Source organism: Lelliottia wanjuensis (assembly GCF_030238365.1).
GTDB lineage: Bacteria > Pseudomonadota > Gammaproteobacteria > Enterobacterales > Enterobacteriaceae > Enterobacter > Enterobacter wanjuensis.
This window is the reverse complement of record NZ_JASSOT010000065.1, coordinates 182748-203749: the sequence shown is the minus strand read 5'-3', so window position 1 is coordinate 203749 and position 21002 is coordinate 182748. Positions and strand designations below refer to the sequence as shown.

Here is a 21002-nt window from a genome sequence, read left to right as displayed (position 1 = left end):
GGTGCCCAACCCCAGTAAAGACGGGGCTTACAGCGATATTGCCCCTTCTCTACCATAACTTACGACAATCAATTTTCCCGAACTACTTCATTTACCTGATTAATTGTTCAGCTTTTGGCAAAATTTGTGCGCCGGATCGCGCGGTGAGATCATAATTGTAAATATCTGTACGATATTGGGTCCGCCCATCGGCGCCGACAAACGCCGTCAGGTAGTAAAGATTGACCGGAATATTTTGCCGAATATTCACGTAGCGCGTGTTCCCTTCTTTCAGCGCATCGGAAATCCGCGTGTCGTTCCAGCCCGCATCCCCCAGCAGCATATTAGCCAGTTCAGACGCTTTATTAACTCGAACACAGCCGGAACTCAGGGCGCGCGTATCTTTCTGGAACAGGTTATGGTTCGGCGTATCGTGCAGATAGATCGCATCCGAACTTGGCATATTGAACTTGTACCGACCCAGCGAGTTACGCTCGCCCGGCGCCTGCTGGAAGCGGAAAGGCAGGTTCGACGCCGTGATCGTTGACCAGTCGACCTGATACGGATCAATCGGCTGGTTGCTGTTCCAGCCACGCATCATCGTGTAGCCGTGACGTTCGAGATAACCCGGGTCATTCCACACTTTCGGCAGGATGTCTTTTCGCGCGAGAGTCGGCGGCACGTTCCACGGCGGGTTGACCACCACGTTGTTCAGCGCACTGCTCATCATCGGCGTTTTGCGATCCGGACGGCCCACAATCACGCGGGAGGCCAGCACTTCACTACCATTCTGGTAATAGACCAGCGAGTAGGCCGGAATGTTGACCATAATGCCGGTGGATAAGGTGCCCGGAAGCAAACGTAAGCGCTGAATATTCAACGCCAGCACGCCTGCGCGCTGCGCCGGAGAGACATTCAGCCAGTCGCGCGTCGACTGCCCAATCACTCCGTCGGCACCCAGTCCCTGCGCAGCCTGAAACGCCTTCACGGCGGCAACCAGTTCACGGTCGTAGGCCGCAGGTTTATCGGCTGGCACAGCGGATTTTTTCTTCACGACAGGCGCAGATGGACTGACCACCACGCTCTGGGGATCATCGCCCGGCAGCGCGATTTTCGCCCCTGCATCAGACTCACCGGTACGACGCAGGATTTCGCGCAGCGCAGGAACATCGCTACTCCACTGGCCAGGGCGCAGTGAGGCAGTGCTTTTGAGCTGAGGCCACGGACGAGTATCGGCCACCAGCTGCAATAACGACTGGTGCATCGTGGCATATTGAGGATGCGCCGGAGCCAGGCTCGCGATAAAGCGCGGCAGCGTCCCTTTGTCCAGCGCCACCTGCCACTGGTTAATCACCGAAAGCGCAGGCGTCGACAGCTTGTAAGGCTTTTCACTGTACAGCCAGCGGTTGCCGTTGACCGGAATCCCCGCCACGAACTGCAGATAGCCCATCATGGCGTCAGACAGGACAACATCACGCGCCATGCCCGTCACGGTCGGGTCGGTCAGAAGCTCCACCCAGGCGGTAAACTGCGGCTGAAAACCGGCGATGGCCACTTCCGCCAGCTGTTGCTGGAAGGCACGGACGGCATCGCGGTCTTCCCACATCGGCTTCATGTCGCGCGCGGCATAGATTAAGGTGAGCTGATTAAGATAAGCGGGCGTATATCCCGCAGGCAGTCCGGTTTGCAGCTGCTGGCGCAGCGCTGGTGTGTCCACATCGGCCGGCAGCTGTTTGATGCCCGCCATAATGGCGGTCGCACTGGATTGCTCCAGCGGCTGTAGCAGCGAAGTCGGCTGTGCGCCCATCGTTGCAGAACTGTCGACGGGAACCACTTCAGGCTCATCGGCCCGAGCATTAAACAGTGGAGCAAATATTAACGTCAGGCACACACTGAGTGCGGACAGCTGACGACCATGAATTTTCTTTAGCAACATCCCTTGCCCCCTGTTTGCTTTACGACCAGCCCACAACACCGGGGCTTTTCTTCATTATAGAAAGGCACAGACGCTACTGCCTTACCTTATGTAAAGAAGTTTAAAGATAACGCAGCGTGAAGTGCAAGTTAAGCAAATAAAAAGGGCAGCACCCTTGTGCCGCCCTTTTCATCAAAAACGCGTTACGACGCGTCTGCCGTACCCGGTAACGACTCCGGCGGCTGCGGTGCAAAACCGCGCAGGCCCACGACGTGTACGTGCTCGGTATTATTGAACACCTTACGCACCAGTTTGTAGGTCGTGCCTTTTTCCGGACTGATGTTTTCAGGTGCCGCGATAATCAGCTGCATATCCAGACGGTCACACAGCTCAAACAGCGTGGCGATGGAACGGGCATCGAGTCGCGCAGCCTCATCGAGGAACAGCAGACGGCACGGCGAGATATCCTTGCCGCGCAGGCGTCGCGCTTCATCTTCCCAGCTCTGCACGACCATTACCAGAATCGACATCCCGGTACCGATCGCCTCCCCGGTAGAGAGCGCGCCAGACTCTGCGCGCAGCCAGCCGTCGGAACCACGGTTAACCTCAACTTCCATTTCCAGATAGTTACGGTAATCCAGCAGCTCTTCACCGATGGTTTGCGGCGTGCGCTGGCCCATATCGATCTGCGGATTCAGACGCTGATAAAGCTTCGCCAGCGCTTCCGAGAAGGTCAGGCGGTTGCTGTTGAACAGATCCTGATGCTGTTCGTGCTGCTCCGAGAGCACATCCAGCAGAGTGGCGTGCGCTTCACGAACGTTGACGTTCAGACGCACGCTGTTCACCTGGCCGAACGACACGCTCTGCAGGCCCTGATTGAGCATGCGAATACGGTTCTGCTCGCGCTGGATGGTTTTGCGAATAATGTTCGCCACGCTGCGGGAGCTGATCGCCAGCTTCTGCTCGCGAGAGGTCAGCTCTTCCGTCAGGCGGCCCAGCTCGATTTCCATCTGTTCGATGGCTTCGACCGGATCGTCCGTACGGATGATGTCCTGACGAATACGTTCACGCAGGTGCTGATAAACCGCCACGAAGAACTGAATTTTACGCTCAGGACGTTTCGGATCTTCAGACATACGCAGCACATCACGCAGATGTTCGTTGTCTGCCACTGCAGGGCGCAGGGCACCCAGCGCCTTATCCGACATCGAACGCAGCTCATCACCCGAGAGGTAAGCCAGCTCGCGACGGTGCAGACGACGTTCAACGCCGCTGTCTTTCACCAGTCGCATGACCGCACACCAGCCCGCTTTGGCGGTCACGACCTGCTCGCGCATTTCGTGATAATCGCGTTCCAGCTTGCGCAGGCGACGGGTCAGGTTATCCATCTCCGCTTCGCACAGGGTCAGGGCTTTTTCCAGCTGATGACGACGGGTACGGTTGTTGCTCAGCTGGCTGTGCAGTTCGTCGCGACGAATTCTCGCGCGCTCTTCCGCCCCGCTGTCCGCGCGAACGCCGATATCCTGCAGCTCTTTATGCAGGTCGGTGAGCAGCTCTTTCTTGGTATCGAAGGAGCTTTTCAGCGACGCCAGAACCTGATTGTACTGGCCGAGCTGCGCGGCGTGGCTGCGCAGGGCATCGCGGCTGCGGCTACGCTCCGCTTCCGCCTGCTCCAGACGCTGGCGCAATTTTTCGTTCAAATCGCTGTTGCCGCTCAGCATTTCTGCCGAGTCGCTGTAACCGAAGTGCGCACGACGCTGCACCACTTCGGTCAGGGCAAACGCCTGCTGGCGCGCATCACGCTGCATCTGCTGGGAGTAGGCGTAATCTTCTTTCAGCTGTTCGTACTGTTCCGGGTCGCTTTGCAGAACCGACAGCACCGGCTCCAGCTTCGCGAGCTGGTTGCCGTGCTGCTGCACAAAACGCGCGGCTTCCTGGGCTTCATCCAGACGTTCCTGAATTTCATCCACGCGATCGGCCAGGGTTTCGTCACCCAGCAGATTCAGACGCGGCAGGATACGGTTCAGGGCAGCGACGCCCTCTTTGGCCTGTTCAAACTGCACGCGGCTCTGCTGATTATCATTTTCATGATTGCTCAGGGTTCGTTCCAGTTCGCCGCGGCGGGTGTTCAGTTTACGGATTTCAGCTTCTGGGTCGGCCTCAAAGGCCACGGCCACGTGGCTGCCGATAAAGCGGCTGAACGCCTGGTGTAAACGCTGGGTTTTCTGCACGTCAAACGACAGCGTCGCGAAGCGTTCAGACAGCGTTTCACGTTCCGCGTGCAGGCTTTCGATACGGTTTTCACGCGCGGCGCGGCCAAAGATCGGCAGCGTCGGGAAGCGAGAGTAGCGCCACTGGCGGTCGGCGACTTTCACCACCACAGCTTTTTCCAGCTCATCGACGTTGAACACGCTGTCATCGAAGGACTGAGGATCCCCTTCGATCAGATAGAGATCTTCCGGGCACTCTTCCAGCCCTTCCAACTGATCGGCAATCAGCGACAAATCTGGAACGACGATCGCATGACGGGACGGGCCATACAGCGCGGAGTAATACGGCGCATCTTCAAGGCTGACGTCGTCGTAGATTTCGGACAGCAGCACGCCGCCAAAACGTTCCGCCAGCGCATTCAGACGGGCATCTTCCGCGCCGCCTGGCTGACTTAGGCGTTCAATTTCTTCATCAACAGCGTTTTTACGCGCGCCGACTTCGTCGCGCTCAACAATGGCTTCACGCTCGCGCTCCAGCAACTGTTGCAGATATTCGGTCACTTCAGAGCTGGATTCGAACTCTTCGCCGCACTGCTCGCTCAGCTGGTTCAGGCTGCTCTGCGCAGCCAGCCAGACAGGAGCTCGTTGCAGCAGAGTCTGAGTACGCGACTGAAGCTGTTCCAGCTCCTGGCGCAGCACCATACGCTGCTCGCTGGCGCTGGAGACGCTGTCGGACAGAGACGCGATGCGCGCTTCCAGCTCCTGATGCAGAGTTTCCAGGTCGTCGATATCGACATGCTTGCCCTGACGCTTGCAGAATTCAGCCAGCAGGCGTTCGGCCTCCTGCTGTTCACGCAGACGCTGTTCCAGCTCGTTCAGACGCATGCGCAGCGGCTGCACCTGCTCCGCCAGATGGCGCTGGTTGACGCCGTCGCGCAGCAATTCACGCGCCACTTCCCAGGCATCACTGCGCGCCAGCGGGCCGTTGATCGCCGCGACCAGCTGGTACGCCTGCTCAAACTGACTGTGCGCCGCTTGCGCCACGCTCATTTTCTGATCGAGGGAGAGTAATTTCTCCGTCGCTTCCTGTTCTTTTGCCTGGAAGGTCTCCAGCCACTCGTCGGCACTGTCCGGCGTTAAATCCGGAAGATGGCACAGCTCTTTCGCGCGTTGCAGCGCCTGTAACGCCTGAGTGTACTGAATGGCGCGGGTTTGCTGAACATCGAGCGCCTGCTGATAGTCGGCCAGCTGGTTTTTCAGCTCATCCACTTCAAGCTCAGCGGCTTCAGCGCGCGCCTCTTTCTCTTCCTGCATGTCGGCGGCTTCGGCCACCACTTCATTTTGTTCTTCGAGACGGATCTGCAGCTCATCGAGATCGGCTTCGTAGCGTTCGATTTTCTCCTGCTGACGCAGGGCTGTTTGCACCAGATTCAGGTGGTCGCTGGCGGCCTGATAATCGGCTTCGAGATCCCCTTCCGCGCCGTTGTGTTCGCCCAGCTCGCGGGCCATCTCAACGTGTTTATACTGCTCGGCCACCAGCTGTTTACGCGAGGTGAACAGCTCGCGGCGATACTCCAGCGCTTTATCCAGATGAATGCGACGCTCGTTGGCGTGGCGCATATAGTCCGCCGCCACGTAGTTAGTCGCTTCGCTGATCAGATGTTTGAACAGGTCGCGGTCAGACTGGGTCACGCGGATCGCTTCGAGCGTCATGCGGTTTTCGCGCAGCGCCGCTTCCATGTCCTGGAAGGCTTTACGCACGCCGCTGTTTTCTGGCAACAGGTAGTCGCGCAGGGAGCGGGTAATGGCGCTGGAGATCCCGCCGTAGAGGGAGGCTTCAATCAGGCGATAGTATTTGCTACGGTCCGATGCGGTGCGCAGACGACGCGCGACAACGCCCAGATCGAACATCAGCGAGTGGTAATCGGTAATCGAGTTGAACTGCTTGAACTGGACGCCTTCGATTGCTTCGAGTTTGTCCTTCAGTTCGTTGAGCGGCAGCACGCGCGCCTGACGATCGTTCAGAGTTTCCGTCAGCAAAGAGGTCGGTTGAACCGAGGTCGGCAGCCCCTGAATGGCGAAGGGTTTGATGTCGACTTTACGGTCGCGACCCGCAATTTGCTGCAGACGCACACCGACCACCACGCGCTGATGGCGGGAGTTAATGACATCCAGCACCGAATAACAGACGCCCGCTTTCAGCTTACCGTGCAGACCTTTATCGCGGGAACCGCTTGTCGCGCCCGCTTCGGTGGTATTACGGAAGTGCAGCAGCGTCAAATCGGGGATCAGCGCCGTGACGAATGCCGCCATGGTGGTGGATTTACCCGCCCCGTTACCGCCGGAGAGCGTCGTGACCAGCTCATCCAGATCGAAGGTTCGGGCGAAGAAACCGTTCCAGTTAACCAGCGTTAGCGAACGAAATTTACCGCGTTCAATCATTATTCTTCCTCCCCGCTATCCGGCTGACTCTCTTCAATCTCATCATTGAGCTGTAAATTGTTTTCTAATGGCATGGCTTCACCGTCGCGGATCATGCGCAGCTGCGCTTCACGCGGGTCGTCGCCAGTGCGCACGTCAGCGCCAAAGCGGAACACGGATTCGGTAATGCGGAATTTGCTGCTGTCGTGGCCCATAAACCAGACCATCCCCAGACGACGCAGACGGTTCAGGGAAGAGCGCACCTTTTCCTGTAACTTCTGACGGTCAAGGTCAGAACCGGTAGAGCGGTTGTTCACCAGCTTGAGCAGTTTGCTCTCGTCCGCCAGGCTCAGCAGCTCTTCATACAGCTCCTGCTGGGTGAAGATCCCTTCGTTCGCCAGACGTTCCGGGCTCAGGTAGAGATAGCACAGGATCTTGCCGACCATCATGTCCAGCTCGGACAGCACCGAGCGCGGGATAAGCGTCGTGGAACGCGGGCGGAGGTAGAAGAAACCTTCCGGCGCGCGGATCAGCTCGACGTTATAGCGGGCGTAAAACTCTTCCAGATACTCCTGGAAGTCCATCAGAAATGCGTGATTATCCAGCTCGTCAAGACCAATGTGACGACCGGCACGCAGCTGGCTGTCCAGCGCCGGAAATAACGGATTTGCCAGCGCCTGGGCCAGTTTAACTGGCATCACTTGTTCAATATTTGTCAATGACATGCGCCTGTACCTTGGCTCCGTAATCGTTAATCGGCTGCCACTTCGGCGGCAGTCCGGTGAAATCTGCTTGCGCGACGCCCAGGCGCACGGCCTGGTCGACGACGATGCGGGCGATATCAAAATGGCGCGCACGCGGGTATTGCACCAGATAGTCGCGCACCACGAGACCAAGATCCAGCGGCACTTGTCTGGTTTTATAGACGGCGAGCTGTTCTTCGATCATTGCCGCAAGTTGCTCGCGAATTTCGTTGAATTCTTCAAACTCCAGATCCGGAGGCAGTTCACCGGTGACCTCTTCGTCGCGCAGCGCCATCTCTTCGTCGCGCATATCCAGCAGACGATCGGCGTTGGCGTGGGTCAGCGCCCACGGCGCATCGAAATAACTCTGTACCGACTGGCGCAGACGCTGGGCGAACACGCGGTTCTTATCCATGTCGATGGCTGTTCGGATAAATTTATGCACGTGACGGTCATAGCCGATCCAGAGATCGATCGACTGCTGGCCCCAGCTGATAATGCGGTCGAGTTTGCTTTGCAGATCAAACACCAGACGGTCGACAAAGTGCAGATCGTCATGGGCCAGCGTCGCATCCTGGATGCGCAGCAAGTTCGCCTGGAGTTTATCCCCCGCCGCTTCCAGCGTGTCCTGCAGTTCGCGCAAAGTACCAGAGGTTTCTGACAATAGAAGTTCACAGCTGGAGATCGCCGCGCGCCAGTCTTTATTCAGCAGCTGCGCGATATCGTCTTTCACCTGCTGCTGCTGCTCGTCCATCAGACGCTGGGTCAGATCGATGCTGTCGAAAATCTCGGCCACCGAGTATTTCAGCGGGGCGTAGACGTTGCGATGCCAGTGGAATTCATCCCCATTTTCGTCCGCCGCATCGGCCGCGCGTTTCAGTTCGCCCGCCACAATCGACAGCTGCATAGAGAGACGCAGCGTGGAGAATTCGCGCTGGCGAATGTAGTAATCCGTGATGCCGATGCCCAGAGGCGTCAGACGATAGATGGCGTTTCCTTCCGCCTGCTCGCTGGTAAAGCGGTTCAGCAGACGTTGACGCACCATCTCGTTGATCGCGTTGTTGGCACGCACGTTAATGGTTTCGCTGGTTTGCTCAAACGCATCACTGACATGGCGGAACGCGTCCACCAGTTCACCCTCGCTCATTTCTCCATCCAGACGTTCGCCGTTCAGCGTGGCAACCGCCAGCAGGAATGAGAGTCTGTCGACCGGCAGCGAGATGGAGAAATCGTTTTTCCTGGCCCAGGCAACCAGTTCGGGGACTGTCTGGGAAAATTCACTCATAAATTATCCTTGCTTCTGCGGCTTGCGCGCGATGACGTGAATGTATCGCCCAAGACTGATAAAGGGTTCCTGACGGCAATACCGCGTTTCTATTTCTGTTAACGCGTCAAGACAGTCATGCTGTTTTTGTTTATCGCGCAGATAATCATGAAACACCCTGACGCCCGTTTTCCCGGTGATCTCCCAGCCCATCTCTTCCAGCCAGCCGTAGACCTGCTGCGGATCGCGGGGGAAATCCGGCGAAAGCGTGCGCCGTTTCTTTTTATACATGCCCTGCTGTACATAGCCGAAATTGCCCACCAGGACGTTACGCATCAGCAGGCCGTTAGCATTGTAGAACATCAGCGACAATGCGCCGCCGGGCGTCAGCACAGACCACAGGATTTTTAGCATCTCCTGCGGCTCGGCGACCCACTCCAGCACAGCATGAAACAATATCAGATCAACCTGAGTTTCCAAATGCTGCGCAATGTCCTGAGCGGCGCAATGTATAAAATGCATGTTGTCGCTCACACCTTTCTCTTCTGCCGCGCGCTTCGCGCGTTCGACCATTTCAGAAGAGAGATCGCAAAGCGTAACGTGATGGCCGCGCTGCGCCATTAAAATAGCAGTCTGACCTTCACCGCCGCCCGCGTCCAGAACCCGCAACTTTCGGTCACCAAAGGTGGCCAGCACGGTGTCGAGATCCTGCCACAGGATCGTCTGACGCAACTGCCCCTTGGTGGTGCCGTAAATGTTCCGCGAAAACTTTTCCGCGATGTCATCAAAATTGCGATCCCGCATTGGGAGAGTTCCATCCGCTAGCAGCAAAACCGCTATTTTGTCACACCCGCGCGGAGAATGAACCTCTCTGGTGTAATATCGCGTGTAATCACCTGCTGTATGGTTAAAAAAGGAACCAAAAAGGATGCTTTTTACCCTAAAGAAATACATTGGAGGGATGATGCTTCCCCTCCCTCTCCTGCTGATGTTCATTGCGCTCGGGCTGCTGTTAGTCTGGTTCACCCGTTTTCAGCGAAGCGGTAAAATCGTCATTACGACGGGTTGGCTGGCGTTGCTACTGTTAAGTCTGCAACCTGTGGCGGATGGGCTATTGCGCCCTATCGAAGATAAGTACCCGACGTGGCAGGGAAATCAGAAAGTGGAGTACATCGTGGTGCTGGGTGGCGGATATACCTGGGACGAGAAATGGGCGCCCAGTTCGAACCTGATCAATAACAGCTTGCCGCGGCTCAACGAAGGGATTCGCCTATGGCTGGCCAATCCGGGATCGAAAATGATCTTCACGGGTGCCGCTGCTCAAACCAACCCGGTCAGCACCGCAGAAGCCGGGGCGCGCGTGGCGGAATCCCTTGGCGTGCCGCGCTCGGAGATTATCACCCTCGACAGCCCGAAAGATACGGAAGAAGAAGCCGCTGCCGTGAAACAGGCGATCGGCGATGCGCCTTTCCTGCTGGTGACCTCCGCCTCGCATCTGCCGCGGGCGATGATTTTCTTTGAACATGCCGGATTGCACCCGCTCCCGGCCCCGGCGAATCAGCTGGCGATCGACGCCCCGCTCAACCCGTGGGAGCGCATCATTCCGTCCCCGACCTGGCTGATGCACAGCGATCGCGTCGGGTATGAATCCCTCGGGCGACTCTGGCAGTGGCTGAAAGGCTCGTCAGGCGAGCCAGGGCAGGAGTGATTTCGTCGCCATATCAAAGTTCGCGCGGTTAAAACGCCCGGTATTCACCAGCTGCGCGACTTCATCCCACAGCAGATACAGCCAGCGACGCCAGAGGAAGGATTCCGATACTGGCGCTCGCTGCAGATAGTGCCACATCAAACTCTCAGCCAGCGCGCTTTCGCCTAAGCGGAAGAGTTCATATTCGCGCGGTGCCCACAGCATAATGCCCGGACCGACCATCGCCAGAAGCTGATCGCTACGGGCGTCTTTTAGCATGCTGCGCAGGGTAAAGTTGCCGTGAACTAATACACAGTTGTCGTTAAAGCCCTCGAACATCGTCGGCAGGCATTCGCGGGTGCGGAATAAAATACGCTTATCCTGCATGCTCAGGCCAGTATTGTTGAACTGATTGAGGGTTCCCCAGAGCACTTCCACCCGCTGGCGATACCAGAGCGGCCAGAGATTTTCCTGGGTGCTGTCCACCGGACCGACCAACCCGCGGCTGTCCTGGCGATGCCATGACAACAACCCTTCGACGATCTGATCTTTGAGCTGCTCCCAGCGATCCGGCGTTCTGGCGGGTGCTTCGACCGGGACACCGCGCAGCCGCTCAATCAGCAGCACATCCGGGCCGGGATGTTCTTCGTGGGTCATGACGCCGTACACCGTCGGCATGCGCACTGTCCCGCTACGGGCCAGCATCGACATTTTCCACGCCAGCTGCCTGGCGACACCCGGGGAGGTAAAGCTTCTCGCCATTAACGGCATGGGATTGCCGTTACTGTCATACAGCGACCACAGGGAAGTGTCCGCCTTCTCGCTCACGCACTCCACCCGACTGAGTTTTTCGCCCAGCAGGTGGCTCAGCTCAGCACGCAATTGTTCCATATGAGATTACCCCCATCAAAACTACTGCTTTCATAATGAGCGCGTAGCCGACGGATGTCACCCTTATGAGATCAATTTGAAGCCAGAAAAATGAGATAAAACGAGGCGGTAAAACATCCCCCCGAACGAGGGGATGCTGGAGATTATTTCAGTTCTGCGCGCACGCGTTCGAGATCTTCCGGGGTATCCACGCCGGTTCCCGGTACTTCCTCAGCCACAGCCACATGGATCTTTTCGCCGTACCACAGCACACGCAGCTGCTCGAGCATTTCGATCTGCTCCAGCGGACTTGGCGCCCAGGTCACGTAGCGGCGGATAAAGCCAGCGCGGTAGCCGTAAATGCCCAGATGACGCAGGAACGTATCGCCGATAGCCTCTTTAGACTGGGCAAAACGGTCGCGATCCCAGGGGATGGTCGCACGGGAGAAATAGAGCGCGTAACCTTCCGCGTCCATCACCACTTTTACGGCGTTCGGATTAAACGCCTCTTCCGCGTGATGAATCGGCACCGCCAGCGTTGCCATTCCCACTTTGCGCTGCGCGAGGTTTTCCGCCACCTGACGGATGATGACCGCCGGGATCATCGGCTCATCGCCCTGCACGTTAACGATCACCGTATCATCGCTGAAACCGCATTTCTCAACCACTTCCGCCAGGCGTTCAGTACCGGACTGGTGATCCGCGCGGGTCATGCACACTTCGCCGCCCGCGGCTTCCACCGCACGCGCCACGTCTTCGTGATCGGTGGCGACGATGACGCGCTCGGCACCGGATTCGCGCGCCCGGTCGAGCACGTGAACAATCATCGGTTTACCGTTGATATCGACCAGCGGTTTGCCCGGTAAACGGGTTGAGGCAAAACGTGCCGGGATGATGACAACAAAACTCATGGTCTGCTCTCTTCTGCCGCCAGCGTACGGGCTTCGGTTTCCAGCAGGACGGGAATGCCGTCACGAAACGGGAATGCCAGGTTGTCGATTTTGCAAATCAGCTCTTGCTTATCCTGGCTGTAATACAGTTTGCCGTTGCACACCGGGCAGGCAATGATTTCAAGTAAACGGTGATCCATAGTTCCTCCGTATAGGTTATCGCTAAAGCTTACCACATTCCTTTTTCAGGCTATGTCTATTTCCCAGCCACTCCGACAGCCCGCAAACAACCCGTCCGGCAGTCGTGCCAGGGTGATCTGACGAGCCTGCTGCCAGAGGGCAAAATCGTTGAGCGCGGAAGTGAGACCTTTCTCCAGCGTTACGCTGACCTTCACGCCCTCTTCCAGATACAACGCAATCACTTCCAGTACGCCGGTTTTGCGATGCATTTTCGCGTCCATTCGCCCGACCAGACGGCCTTTGTGCAGCAGCGGCAGGACAAAATAACCAAACTGCCGTTTAGGCGCGGGGGTGTAGCATTCCAGACGATAGGTGAAATCAAACAGCTGCTCGGCGCGTTTGCGGTCCCAGACGACGGGGTCGAAGGGAGATAAGACCGCACTGTGCGACGCGGTCAGCTTATCGTCCTCAGCCTGAGGTAACAGAGGGAAGAGATCCGCATGGAGCCACATTTCGCCAAGCCGCTCGACTTCCACGCGCAGTACGCGCTGATTGTTTTGCCAGCTTTCGAGCAGCGGTTTCAGCGCAGGCTGGCGCAGACGATAGTAATCCGCCAGCCACTGGCCGCGGAAAATTCCCAGGCTGCGGGCGCTGTTTTCCAGCATCATATTTTCAGCCGTGGACTGGTCCAGCAGATCGCGCTCGTCGTCCCAGTGCGGCATCACCCGGTGAGTCAGATCGTAGACGCGCTGGAAATTGCGCCGCTCCACCACCATGACTTTCCCGGAGGTAAACAGCCCTTCCAGATGGCGCTTATGCGGTTTCCACTCCCACCAGCCGCTGGTGCCTTTGCGCGGATGTTCAAAATCGGCGGATCGCACCGGGCCGTTGTCCTGAATATGGGCGATCAGCTGGTCGATCTCATCGGCATTTTCCTGCATCCACTCTTGCCGGTACTTCCAGCCCATTTTCTCAGGGGCAAGCATGCGATGGCGCACCAGACCGAAATCGCTGCGCGGCAGGAAACAGGCTTCGTGCGCCCAGTATTCCATGAGATCACCCTGACTCAGGGCGTCATCCAGCCACTGCGCGGGATAATTCCCGAGACGACTGAACAGCACCAGATAGGGGCTGCGGGCGACGATATTAATGGTGTCGATTTGCAGCAGCGACATGCGCTGGATGGCAGAGAGAATATCGGCGGGCTGTGGGCGACGGCGGGGCTTTTTCAACAGCCCCTGTGCGGCGAGGTGTAAATGGCGTGCGGCACTTAGCGAAAGTTGCGGTAGAGACATGCGTTTTCCTGTCAGTCTTCGCGCTACCAGAACCGCATTCGACTTAGCGCACCAGCGCCATCAGTTCCTGGAGCAAGTGTTCGGGTTTGTCGCCGCTCAGCTCTGCGTCAACGGGCAGATACCACCAGTTGGCTTTGGCAAAGGCCCGGCATTTGACCGCATCTTTTTCGGTCATGATCAAATTCTGGTGAGGAGCGGCCAGAGGCTCAACGCTCTCCAGACTCAGCGCCTGGTGGTCGGCGAGCGGGATTCTGTTTTCAAGCGTTGCGCCATTGCTTTCTAAAGTGGCAAAAAAGCGCGGAGGATGACCAATACCGGCCATGGCAACCAGAGAAGGCAATTGCGTGATTTCTCGATGTTCGCCCGTGAGTAAATTCACCGCCAGACCTGGCTTTAAGGTCATCGGGATTTCGCCGGACCGCGCTTCGCCGCCGTTCACGATCACCGCATCGACGGAACGCAGACGGGAGGCACGTTCGCGCATCGGCCCGGCTGGTAACCACCAGCCGTTGCCGAAACGGCGCACGCCATCAATCACCACGATCTCTTTGTCACGCGCCAGGGCGTAATGCTGTAAGCCGTCGTCGGTGATAATGATTCGTAGAGGATGTTCTGCCAGCAGCGCCTGAACAGCTTCGCTGCGGTTGGGAGAAACGGCGACCGGTGCGCCGGTGCGCTGGAAGATGAGTACGGGTTCATCCCCGGCTTGTGCCGTAGTGGTGGCATTTGTCAGCAGCAGCGGGTAGCGCTCGGCTTTTCCGCCGTAACCGCGCGACACCACGCCGACACGAACGCCCCTTTTTGTCAGCTGTTCGACCAGCCAGATCACCACGGGGGTTTTCCCGTTGCCTCCGGCGGTGAGATTCCCGACGACTACAACGGGTACCGGCGCTCGCCAGGATTTTTTAAGTCCCAGGCGATAGCTCAAACGAATGATGCCGCTCACCAGGCCATACAGCCAGGAGAGCGGCAACAGCAGCAGCCAGAGAGGAGATTCCCCGGACCAGATGCGTGCAATCATGCGCCAAACTGCATTTTATGGAGCTGAGCGTAAACACCGCGGTGCTCAATAAGATCCGCATGGCTTCCACGCTCAACAATGATACCGTCTTCCACAACCACGATTTCGTCCGCCTGCTCAATAGTCGACAGACGGTGCGCAATCACCAGTGAGGTACGGTTTTTCTGCAGTTCGTCCAGCGCCGACTGAATCGCGCGTTCTGACTCAGTATCCAGCGCCGAGGTGGCCTCATCCAGAATCAGAATCGGGCTGTCGCGCAGCAGCGCACGGGCAATAGCGATACGCTGGCGCTGACCGCCGGAAAGCAGCACGCCGTTCTCGCCAATGACCGTATCCAGACCATTATCCATCTTATTGATAAAGTCCATCGCATAGGCCATACGCGCCGCATTCTCGATCGCTTCACGGCTGTACTCTTCCGTACGGGCGTAAGCGATGTTGTTGGCAACCGTATCGTTGAACAGGTGAACGTTTTGAGACACCAGCGCCACCTGATTACGTAGCGACTGCAGGGTGTATTCCCGCAGATCGTGGCCGTCGAGCAGGATTTCGCCTTCGTCAATGTCGTAAAAACGCGTCATCAGGCTGGCGATAGTCGATTTACCCGAACCCGAACGCCCTACCAGCGCCACGGTTTTACCGGCCGGAATGTTCAGGCTGATATTGCGCAGGGCGGGTGTTTCACGGCCTGGATAGGTGAAGGTGACGTTACGGAATTCAACGTTGCCGTTGGCGCGATCAATCACGCGTTTGCCTTCGTCTTTTTCCTGCTCCGTATCCAGAATGCTGAACAGCGTCTGACAGGCCGCCATACCGCGCTGGAACTGGGCGTTGACGTTGGTCAGGGATTTCAGCGGACGCATCAGCGCAATCATCGAGGAGAAGACCACGGTAATGGTACCGGCGGTCAAGGTTTCCATGACGCTCGGGAAGCTCGCAGCATAGAGAACAAATGCCAGCGCCAGAGAGGCAATCAGCTGAATGATTGGGTCAGAGATGGACGAGGCCGAAACCATTTTCATCCCCTGCAGACGCATTTTATTGCTGACTTTATCAAAGCGTTTTGTTTCGACGTCCTGGCCGCCAAAGATCAATACTTCTTTATGGCCTTTCAGCATCTGCTCGGCACTGGTGGTCACCTGCCCCATCGTGTTCTGCATGTTTTTGCTGATGTTACGAAAACGCTTAGAGACCACGCGGATAGCGATCGACACAATCGGTGCCAGCACAATCAGAATGATCGACAGCTGCCAGCTGTAATAGAACATCATGATGAACAGGCCGATGATCGACGCACCTTCACGCACCACGGTAATCAGGGCGCTGGAAGAGGACGACGCGACTTGCTCAGAATCGTAGGTGATGCGCGACAGCAAGGTCCCGGTGGACTGCTTGTCAAAGAAGGAGACCGGCATGCCCATCATATGGCTGAACAGGCGGCGACGCATGGTCATTACCACTTTTCCCGATACCCAGGAAATGCAGTAGCTGGAAATATAGCTGGTGATGCCACGTAAGATCATCAGTCCGATAACCACCAGAGGCATCCATAGCAACACTGAGCGATCCGTTTTACCAAAACCGTCATCCAGTAACGGTTTGAGGAGCGACAGCATAAAGGTATCGCTTGCTGCGTTGAGGATTAACGCGACACCCGCCACGATCAGACCTGTTTTGAAGGGTGCAATCATCGGCCAGAGTCGGCGGAAGGTCTGCCACGTGGAGAGATCTTTGTCGTTATGCATTCATAAAACCAGCATTTGTTGAAATAGCCGCATATTCTACCCGTTATCTACGGGCGCGCCAAACCACTGATGGTACCAACGAGGTAAAATTTGATCTCGTAAGCGATGGATTTGCCAGCCTCGTGGCGAAAAACTGACTGAGATTTGCCCGGATTGCGGTGTATCGAACCAAGAATAGCCCTCCTTTTTATAGCGCCTGACGACTTTTACTGACGGAAAATGCCATGCGTTGTAGCGCGCCGCAGAGGCTAAAGCGACCTTCCCTTCCACGCGCTGGACAAGCGGCAGTGAAGACGAGGTATTACTCCCATGATGCGGCACCTGGATAAGTGTAGACCTTAGCCACTGCCAGCGATGGCTTAACATCAACTGCTCGGCTGTCGCTTCGATATCCCCGGTGAGCAACACGCTGTGCTCGCCATCGTCAATCTTCACCACGCACGAATGGTTGTTCCCCTGCGCCTGATACCCCTTCGGCGGCCAGTGAACCGTAAAGGTCAGGCCCTGCCACTGCCAGTGCTCGCCACGAAAACAGGGCTGATGCCCGGCCCAACCCAGCGGACTCTTTATCCACATCGTAGGCCAGGCATTAAGCAACGAGTTCAATCCGCCGATATGGTCCATGTGCTCGTGACTAATAATCACCCCTTCCGGCGTCAGATGATGCCAGCGCAGCCAGGGGATGATCTGCTGCTGCCCACTGTCGCCACCCGGCCAGGCTAACCCGGTATCGTATAAAATCGCCTTCCCCTGACGTTCGACGACCATCGCCAGACCCTGTCCGATATCCAGCATATGAACCGTCCAGCCTTCTGTTTTATGCGAACGCCACAAAGGAAATGTCAGCAATACACTTCCCGCGATGCACACGGCTGGGGCCGATTTCCAGGCACGTACACGCCAGACCATAATGGCAAGCCAGGGAAGACAGGCCGCCGCCAGCCAGCGCTCATCAATATCGATCCAGCCATCCGGTAATGCCTTTAACAGTCGAAAGAGCAGATCCAGCGATTTGTCGGCCAGAAACCAGATCTTTGCTTCCAGCAAACCGAGTCCGCTCAGATGCAGCAGCATTCCGGCCAAAATCAGCGGTACGGAGATAAAGGTAACCAGCGGCACGGCAAAGAGGTTGGCGACCAGAGAGGAAATGCTCATCCCGTGAAAAATACTGACCTGGAGCGGTAAGAGCAAAAACAGCATACCCAGTTGCAGGTGCAGCAATGCCAGTAGCGGTTTTATCCACTGGTGAACCGGCCACTGAGGGAATGGCAGCCACTGATACCAGAAAATCAGCGCGGCGACGGCGAACGCCGACAGGGCCAGACTTTGCGAAAGCACGGCCAGCGGATCGATAAACAGAATAGCCGCCACACAGCACAGCCAGACCAGCCACGGCGACCACTGCCGTCCGCTCAGGCGTAGCGCCGCCAGCACCGCGATCGAGACGACCGTTCGCAATGCTGGCGGTTGCATCCCGGTGAGCCATGCATAAAACGCTGCGAAGCAAACGCCTGCCAGCAACGGCGTGCGCCAGTCTATCCACTGACACGGAAGTAAAAACTGGAGTCCACGCACGATAAGCCAGACGAGGGATGCCGCAAGAGCAATATGCAAACCCGAGATCGCCATCAGGTGCAATGTGCCGGTCTCACGCATTAGCTTTTTGACCTCTTGCGCGACCGCGAGGCGCTCGCCCATCCCCAACCCGAGAATAACGGTGCCCCACTGATAAGGTTTCAGCTCTGCGGTGAGAGAGTTGAGATATCGTGCCCGCAAACTGCAGTTTGCCTCCAGCACTTCTGCGTGAGTGAACCTCCCGGTTAAAGGCTGATGTGAAGCTAGCGCGCTTCGCTGCGAGTCGTATCCGCCGTCGTTGAGCTCACCGTGAACGGCGCGAAGGCGCAGTGTCATTGCCCACCGCTGTCCCGCACACGCGGGCTGCGGTAAGTAATTGCCGTATAGCATTACACCGGTCGTTGAGCGCCAGGGTTTGCCGTTCAGGCGCACAATCTGTCCCTGATGCGTGGTGGCCCCATCAGTGGCGGTAATCGCCACTTCAGCCTGCTGTGGGCCATCCGTTAGATGCTGCATCGGCCAGATGGCTTCCTGCGCCGCTAACACACCCCAGGCAAAAAACAGCAGCCATAAGCCGGTATAGCGCAGATAGATCAGACGCTGTGCAGCCAGCAGAATGCCAACGGCAATACATACCCAGATGACTGGCAGACCGGGCAGCGAAGGCAGCCACAGCAACGGTATTATCGCCATGATGAGACAAGCACTGATTGCAGGAATACCCATGAACACCTCCCTGTTTTGGGGCAGTGTGCATCAGGAATATCAGGGCGTCAGGGAGGAAAAAGTGAAATTACAGTCTTTGCCGAAGGGATTATTTGTATTTGCAGCAATGATAAATATGAAATGCGGAGAGGCTTCCAGTTTGGGTTGTCGCCAATAAAAAAAGCACCCGAAGGTGCTTTCTTTAGATAACCCAGTTTCGCCCGCAGGCTAAACTCAGTTCCCGTAAATATTGGCGCGATCGCGCAGTTCTTTACCCGGCTTAAAGTGCGGAACGTATTTGCCTTCCAGGTCGACTTTATCGCCAGTCTTCGGGTTACGCCCGGTTCGTGGAGCACGATAATGCAGAGAGAAACTACCGAAACCGCGGATTTCAATGCGCTCGCCTTGTGCAAGAGTCGAGGCCATATGCTCTAGCATCTCTTTCACTGCATCTTCCACTGCTTTTGCGGGGATGTGCGATTGTTGACTGGCAAGTCTTTCAATCAATTCTGACTTGGTCATGATTCCTCCGGTTCCTTCAAACCAATTAGCTGAACAGCTTATTAAACAAGGGCGGCCGTAGCCGCCCTTTGTTATTGATTACAGAACGAATCCTGCAATCTGTCAAGTCTGCTCGTTATCCTTCGAGCGGTCACTGCGTTAACTTCGCCTGCACACCCCAGTCACTTACTTAAGTAGGCTCCTGGGGTTATCAGGCTCGTTGCCTTGTTACCGCTCAAATGATTTAGAGCTCTTGAATTACTCGCCTTTAGCTGCTTTGAAAGCTTCAGCCATTGCGTTGTTGGAGAAACCTGCATCTTCCTGTTTGTTAACAGTTGCGATGGCATCTTTCTCATCAGCTTCGTCTTTAGCACGAACAGACAGGCTGATTGCACGGTTCTTACGGTCAACGCCGGTGAATTTAGCTTCAACGTCATCGCCAACGCTCAGAACCAGAGTTGCATCTTCAACGCGGTCACGTGAAGCTTCGGAAGCGCGCAGGTAACCTTCAACGCCGTCAGCCAGTTCTACGGTTGCGCCTTTCGCGTCAACTGCAGTCACTTTACCGTTTACGATTGCGCCTTTCTTGTTCAGTGCAACCCAGTTATTGAACGGATCTTCTGCGAGCTGTTTAACGCCCAGAGAGATACGCTCACGTTCTGCGTCAACCTGCAGAACAACTGCAGCGATTTCGTCGCCTTTTTTGTATTCACGTACTGCTTCTTCGCCTGCAACGTTCCAGGAGATGTCAGACAGGTGAACCAGGCCGTCGATGCCGCCGTCCAGGCCGATGAAGATACCGAAGTCAGTGATAGACTTGATTTTACCTTCAACACGGTCGCCCTTGTTGTGGGTTTCCGCGAACTGCTGCCATGGGTTGTTTTTGCACTGCTTCAGGCCCAGGGAGATACGACGACGTTCTTCGTCGATATCCAGAACCATCACTTCCACTACATCACCAACGTTAACAACTTTGGATGGGTGGATGTTTTTGTTGGTCCAGTCCATTTCGGAAACGTGCACCAGGCCTTCAACGCCTTCTTCGATTTCAACGAAGCAGCCGTAGTCGGTCAGGTTGGTAACGCGACCAGTCAGTTTAGTACCTTCTGGGTAACGTTTAGCGATAGCGACCCATGGATCTTCGCCCAGCTGTTTCAGGCCCAGAGATACACGAGTACGCTCGCGGTCGAACTTCAGCACTTTAACAGTGATTTCGTCGCCAACGTTCACGATTTCGCTTGGGTGTTTAACGCGTTTCCACGCCATGTCGGTGATGTGCAGCAGGCCATCAACGCCACCCAGATCAACGAATGCACCGTAGTCAGTGAGGTTCTTAACGATACCTTTAACTTCCATGCCTTCCTGCAGGTTTTCCAGCAGCTGATCGCGCTCTGCGCTGTTCTCAGATTCGATAACGGCACGACGGGAAACAACAACGTTGTTACGCTTCTGGTCAAGCTTGATAACTTTGAACTCAAGCTCTTTGCCTTCGAGGTGCAGAGTGTCGCGAACCGGACGAACGTCTACCAGAGAACCTGGCAGGAACGCGCGAATACCGTTCAGCTCAACAGTGAAGCCACCTTTAACTTTGCCGTTGATAACACCGACTACAGTTTCAGCTTCTTCGTAAGCTTTTTCCAGCGTGATCCAAGCTTCGTGACGTTTAGCTTTCTCACGGGACAGCAGAGTTTCACCGAAGCCGTCTTCTACTGCATCCAGTGCAACGTCAACTTCGTCACCTACCTGGATTTCCAGCTCGCCCTGGGCGTTTTTGAACTGCTCTGCCGGAATGGCAGACTCAGATTTCAGACCGGCGTCAACCAGTACGATATCTTTGTCGATAGCAACAACAACACCACGAACGATGGAACCCGGACGGGTTTCGATTGTTTTTAAGGATTCTTCAAATAGTTGAGCAAAAGATTCAGTCATGTTTAATCTTCAGGTTAATATAACGTCCACCTGGCTCCATGCCGGATGGGGTTGTTTCACATACCCGCC

General features: G+C 56.3%; 16 protein-coding genes. 2 read left to right on the top strand and 14 right to left on the bottom strand.

The annotated features are described in order from the left end of the window. Positions 1 to 91: 91 nt before the first annotated feature. The 5 genes from ldtD to cmoM all read right to left on the bottom strand — a co-directional run bounded on the left by ldtD (position 92) and on the right by cmoM (position 9336). Positions 92 to 1915: a L,D-transpeptidase gene (ldtD, locus tag QQF33_RS18850; protein ID WP_285158416.1), complete on the bottom strand. Its 1824-nt coding sequence runs from the start codon at positions 1913 to 1915 to the stop codon at positions 92 to 94. 182 nt (positions 1916 to 2097) lie between these two features. Beyond that, on the bottom strand, positions 2098 to 6546 hold the full coding sequence (gene mukB / locus QQF33_RS18845; protein WP_285158415.1) for a chromosome partition protein MukB: 4449 nt from the start codon (positions 6544 to 6546) through the stop codon (positions 2098 to 2100). Continuing rightward, a complete protein-coding gene (gene mukE / locus QQF33_RS18840; protein WP_282492383.1) occupies positions 6546 to 7250 on the bottom strand; it encodes a chromosome partition protein MukE in 705 nt (234 codons plus the stop codon). The genes mukB and mukE overlap by 1 nt, the downstream gene beginning before the upstream one ends. After that, a complete protein-coding gene (gene mukF, locus QQF33_RS18835; protein ID WP_282492382.1) occupies positions 7231 to 8553 on the bottom strand; it encodes a chromosome partition protein MukF in 1323 nt (440 codons plus the stop codon). Before mukF ends, mukE begins: the two co-directional genes overlap by 20 nt. Before the next feature lie 3 nt (positions 8554 to 8556). Further along, positions 8557 to 9336: a tRNA uridine 5-oxyacetic acid(34) methyltransferase CmoM gene (gene cmoM / locus QQF33_RS18830; protein ID WP_282492381.1), complete on the bottom strand. Its 780-nt coding sequence runs from the start codon at positions 9334 to 9336 to the stop codon at positions 8557 to 8559. Positions 9337 to 9460: 124 nt separating this feature from the next. On the opposite strand from cmoM, the gene elyC reads away from it, so the two are divergent. Next, a complete protein-coding gene (gene elyC / locus QQF33_RS18825) occupies positions 9461 to 10240 on the top strand; it encodes an envelope biogenesis factor ElyC (protein ID WP_285149153.1) in 780 nt (259 codons plus the stop codon). Here elyC and QQF33_RS18820 read toward each other — a convergent pair. The 7 genes from QQF33_RS18820 to QQF33_RS18790 form a co-directional block, all read right to left on the bottom strand. Beyond that, positions 10217 to 11110: a YcbJ family phosphotransferase gene (locus tag QQF33_RS18820; protein WP_100776991.1), complete on the bottom strand. Its 894-nt coding sequence runs from the start codon at positions 11108 to 11110 to the stop codon at positions 10217 to 10219. The two genes, elyC and QQF33_RS18820, sit on opposite strands and share 24 nt — an antisense overlap. Before the next feature lie 143 nt (positions 11111 to 11253). Beyond that, on the bottom strand, positions 11254 to 12000 hold the full coding sequence (kdsB, locus tag QQF33_RS18815; RefSeq protein WP_282492379.1) for a 3-deoxy-manno-octulosonate cytidylyltransferase: 747 nt from the start codon (positions 11998 to 12000) through the stop codon (positions 11254 to 11256). After that, positions 11997 to 12179 carry a protein YcaR gene (gene ycaR / locus QQF33_RS18810; RefSeq protein ID WP_282492378.1) on the bottom strand — a complete coding sequence of 61 codons (183 nt, stop codon included), beginning with the start codon at positions 12177 to 12179 and terminating at the stop codon, positions 11997 to 11999. The genes kdsB and ycaR overlap by 4 nt, the downstream gene beginning before the upstream one ends. 45 nt (positions 12180 to 12224) lie before the next feature. Continuing rightward, on the bottom strand, positions 12225 to 13454 hold the full coding sequence (locus QQF33_RS18805) for a winged helix-turn-helix domain-containing protein (RefSeq protein WP_285158414.1): 1230 nt from the start codon (positions 13452 to 13454) through the stop codon (positions 12225 to 12227). A 43-nt stretch (positions 13455 to 13497) separates the two neighbouring features. Next, complete coding sequence (lpxK, locus tag QQF33_RS18800; RefSeq protein ID WP_285158413.1) at positions 13498 to 14475, bottom strand: tetraacyldisaccharide 4'-kinase; 978 nt, start codon at positions 14473 to 14475, stop codon at positions 13498 to 13500. Then, positions 14472 to 16220: a lipid A ABC transporter ATP-binding protein/permease MsbA gene (gene msbA, locus QQF33_RS18795; RefSeq protein ID WP_285158412.1), complete on the bottom strand. Its 1749-nt coding sequence runs from the start codon at positions 16218 to 16220 to the stop codon at positions 14472 to 14474. Before msbA ends, lpxK begins: the two co-directional genes overlap by 4 nt. A 36-nt stretch (positions 16221 to 16256) precedes the next feature. After that, positions 16257 to 18521, bottom strand: coding sequence for a ComEC family protein (locus tag QQF33_RS18790; RefSeq protein WP_285149149.1), 2265 nt, complete (start codon positions 18519 to 18521; stop codon positions 16257 to 16259). On the opposite strand from QQF33_RS18790, the gene QQF33_RS18785 reads away from it, so the two are divergent. After that, a complete protein-coding gene (locus QQF33_RS18785) occupies positions 18520 to 18678 on the top strand; it encodes a hypothetical protein (RefSeq protein ID WP_285149148.1) in 159 nt (52 codons plus the stop codon). The two genes, QQF33_RS18790 and QQF33_RS18785, sit on opposite strands and share 2 nt — an antisense overlap. Before the next feature lie 56 nt (positions 18679 to 18734). Here the strand turns inward: QQF33_RS18785 and ihfB are convergent, their stop codons facing one another. Further along, on the bottom strand, positions 18735 to 19022 hold the full coding sequence (ihfB, locus tag QQF33_RS18780) for an integration host factor subunit beta (RefSeq protein WP_012016828.1): 288 nt from the start codon (positions 19020 to 19022) through the stop codon (positions 18735 to 18737). Between the two features lie 237 nt (positions 19023 to 19259). Continuing rightward, positions 19260 to 20933: a 30S ribosomal protein S1 gene (gene rpsA / locus QQF33_RS18775; RefSeq protein ID WP_100776997.1), complete on the bottom strand. Its 1674-nt coding sequence runs from the start codon at positions 20931 to 20933 to the stop codon at positions 19260 to 19262. Between the last annotated feature and the right edge of the window lie 69 nt (positions 20934 to 21002).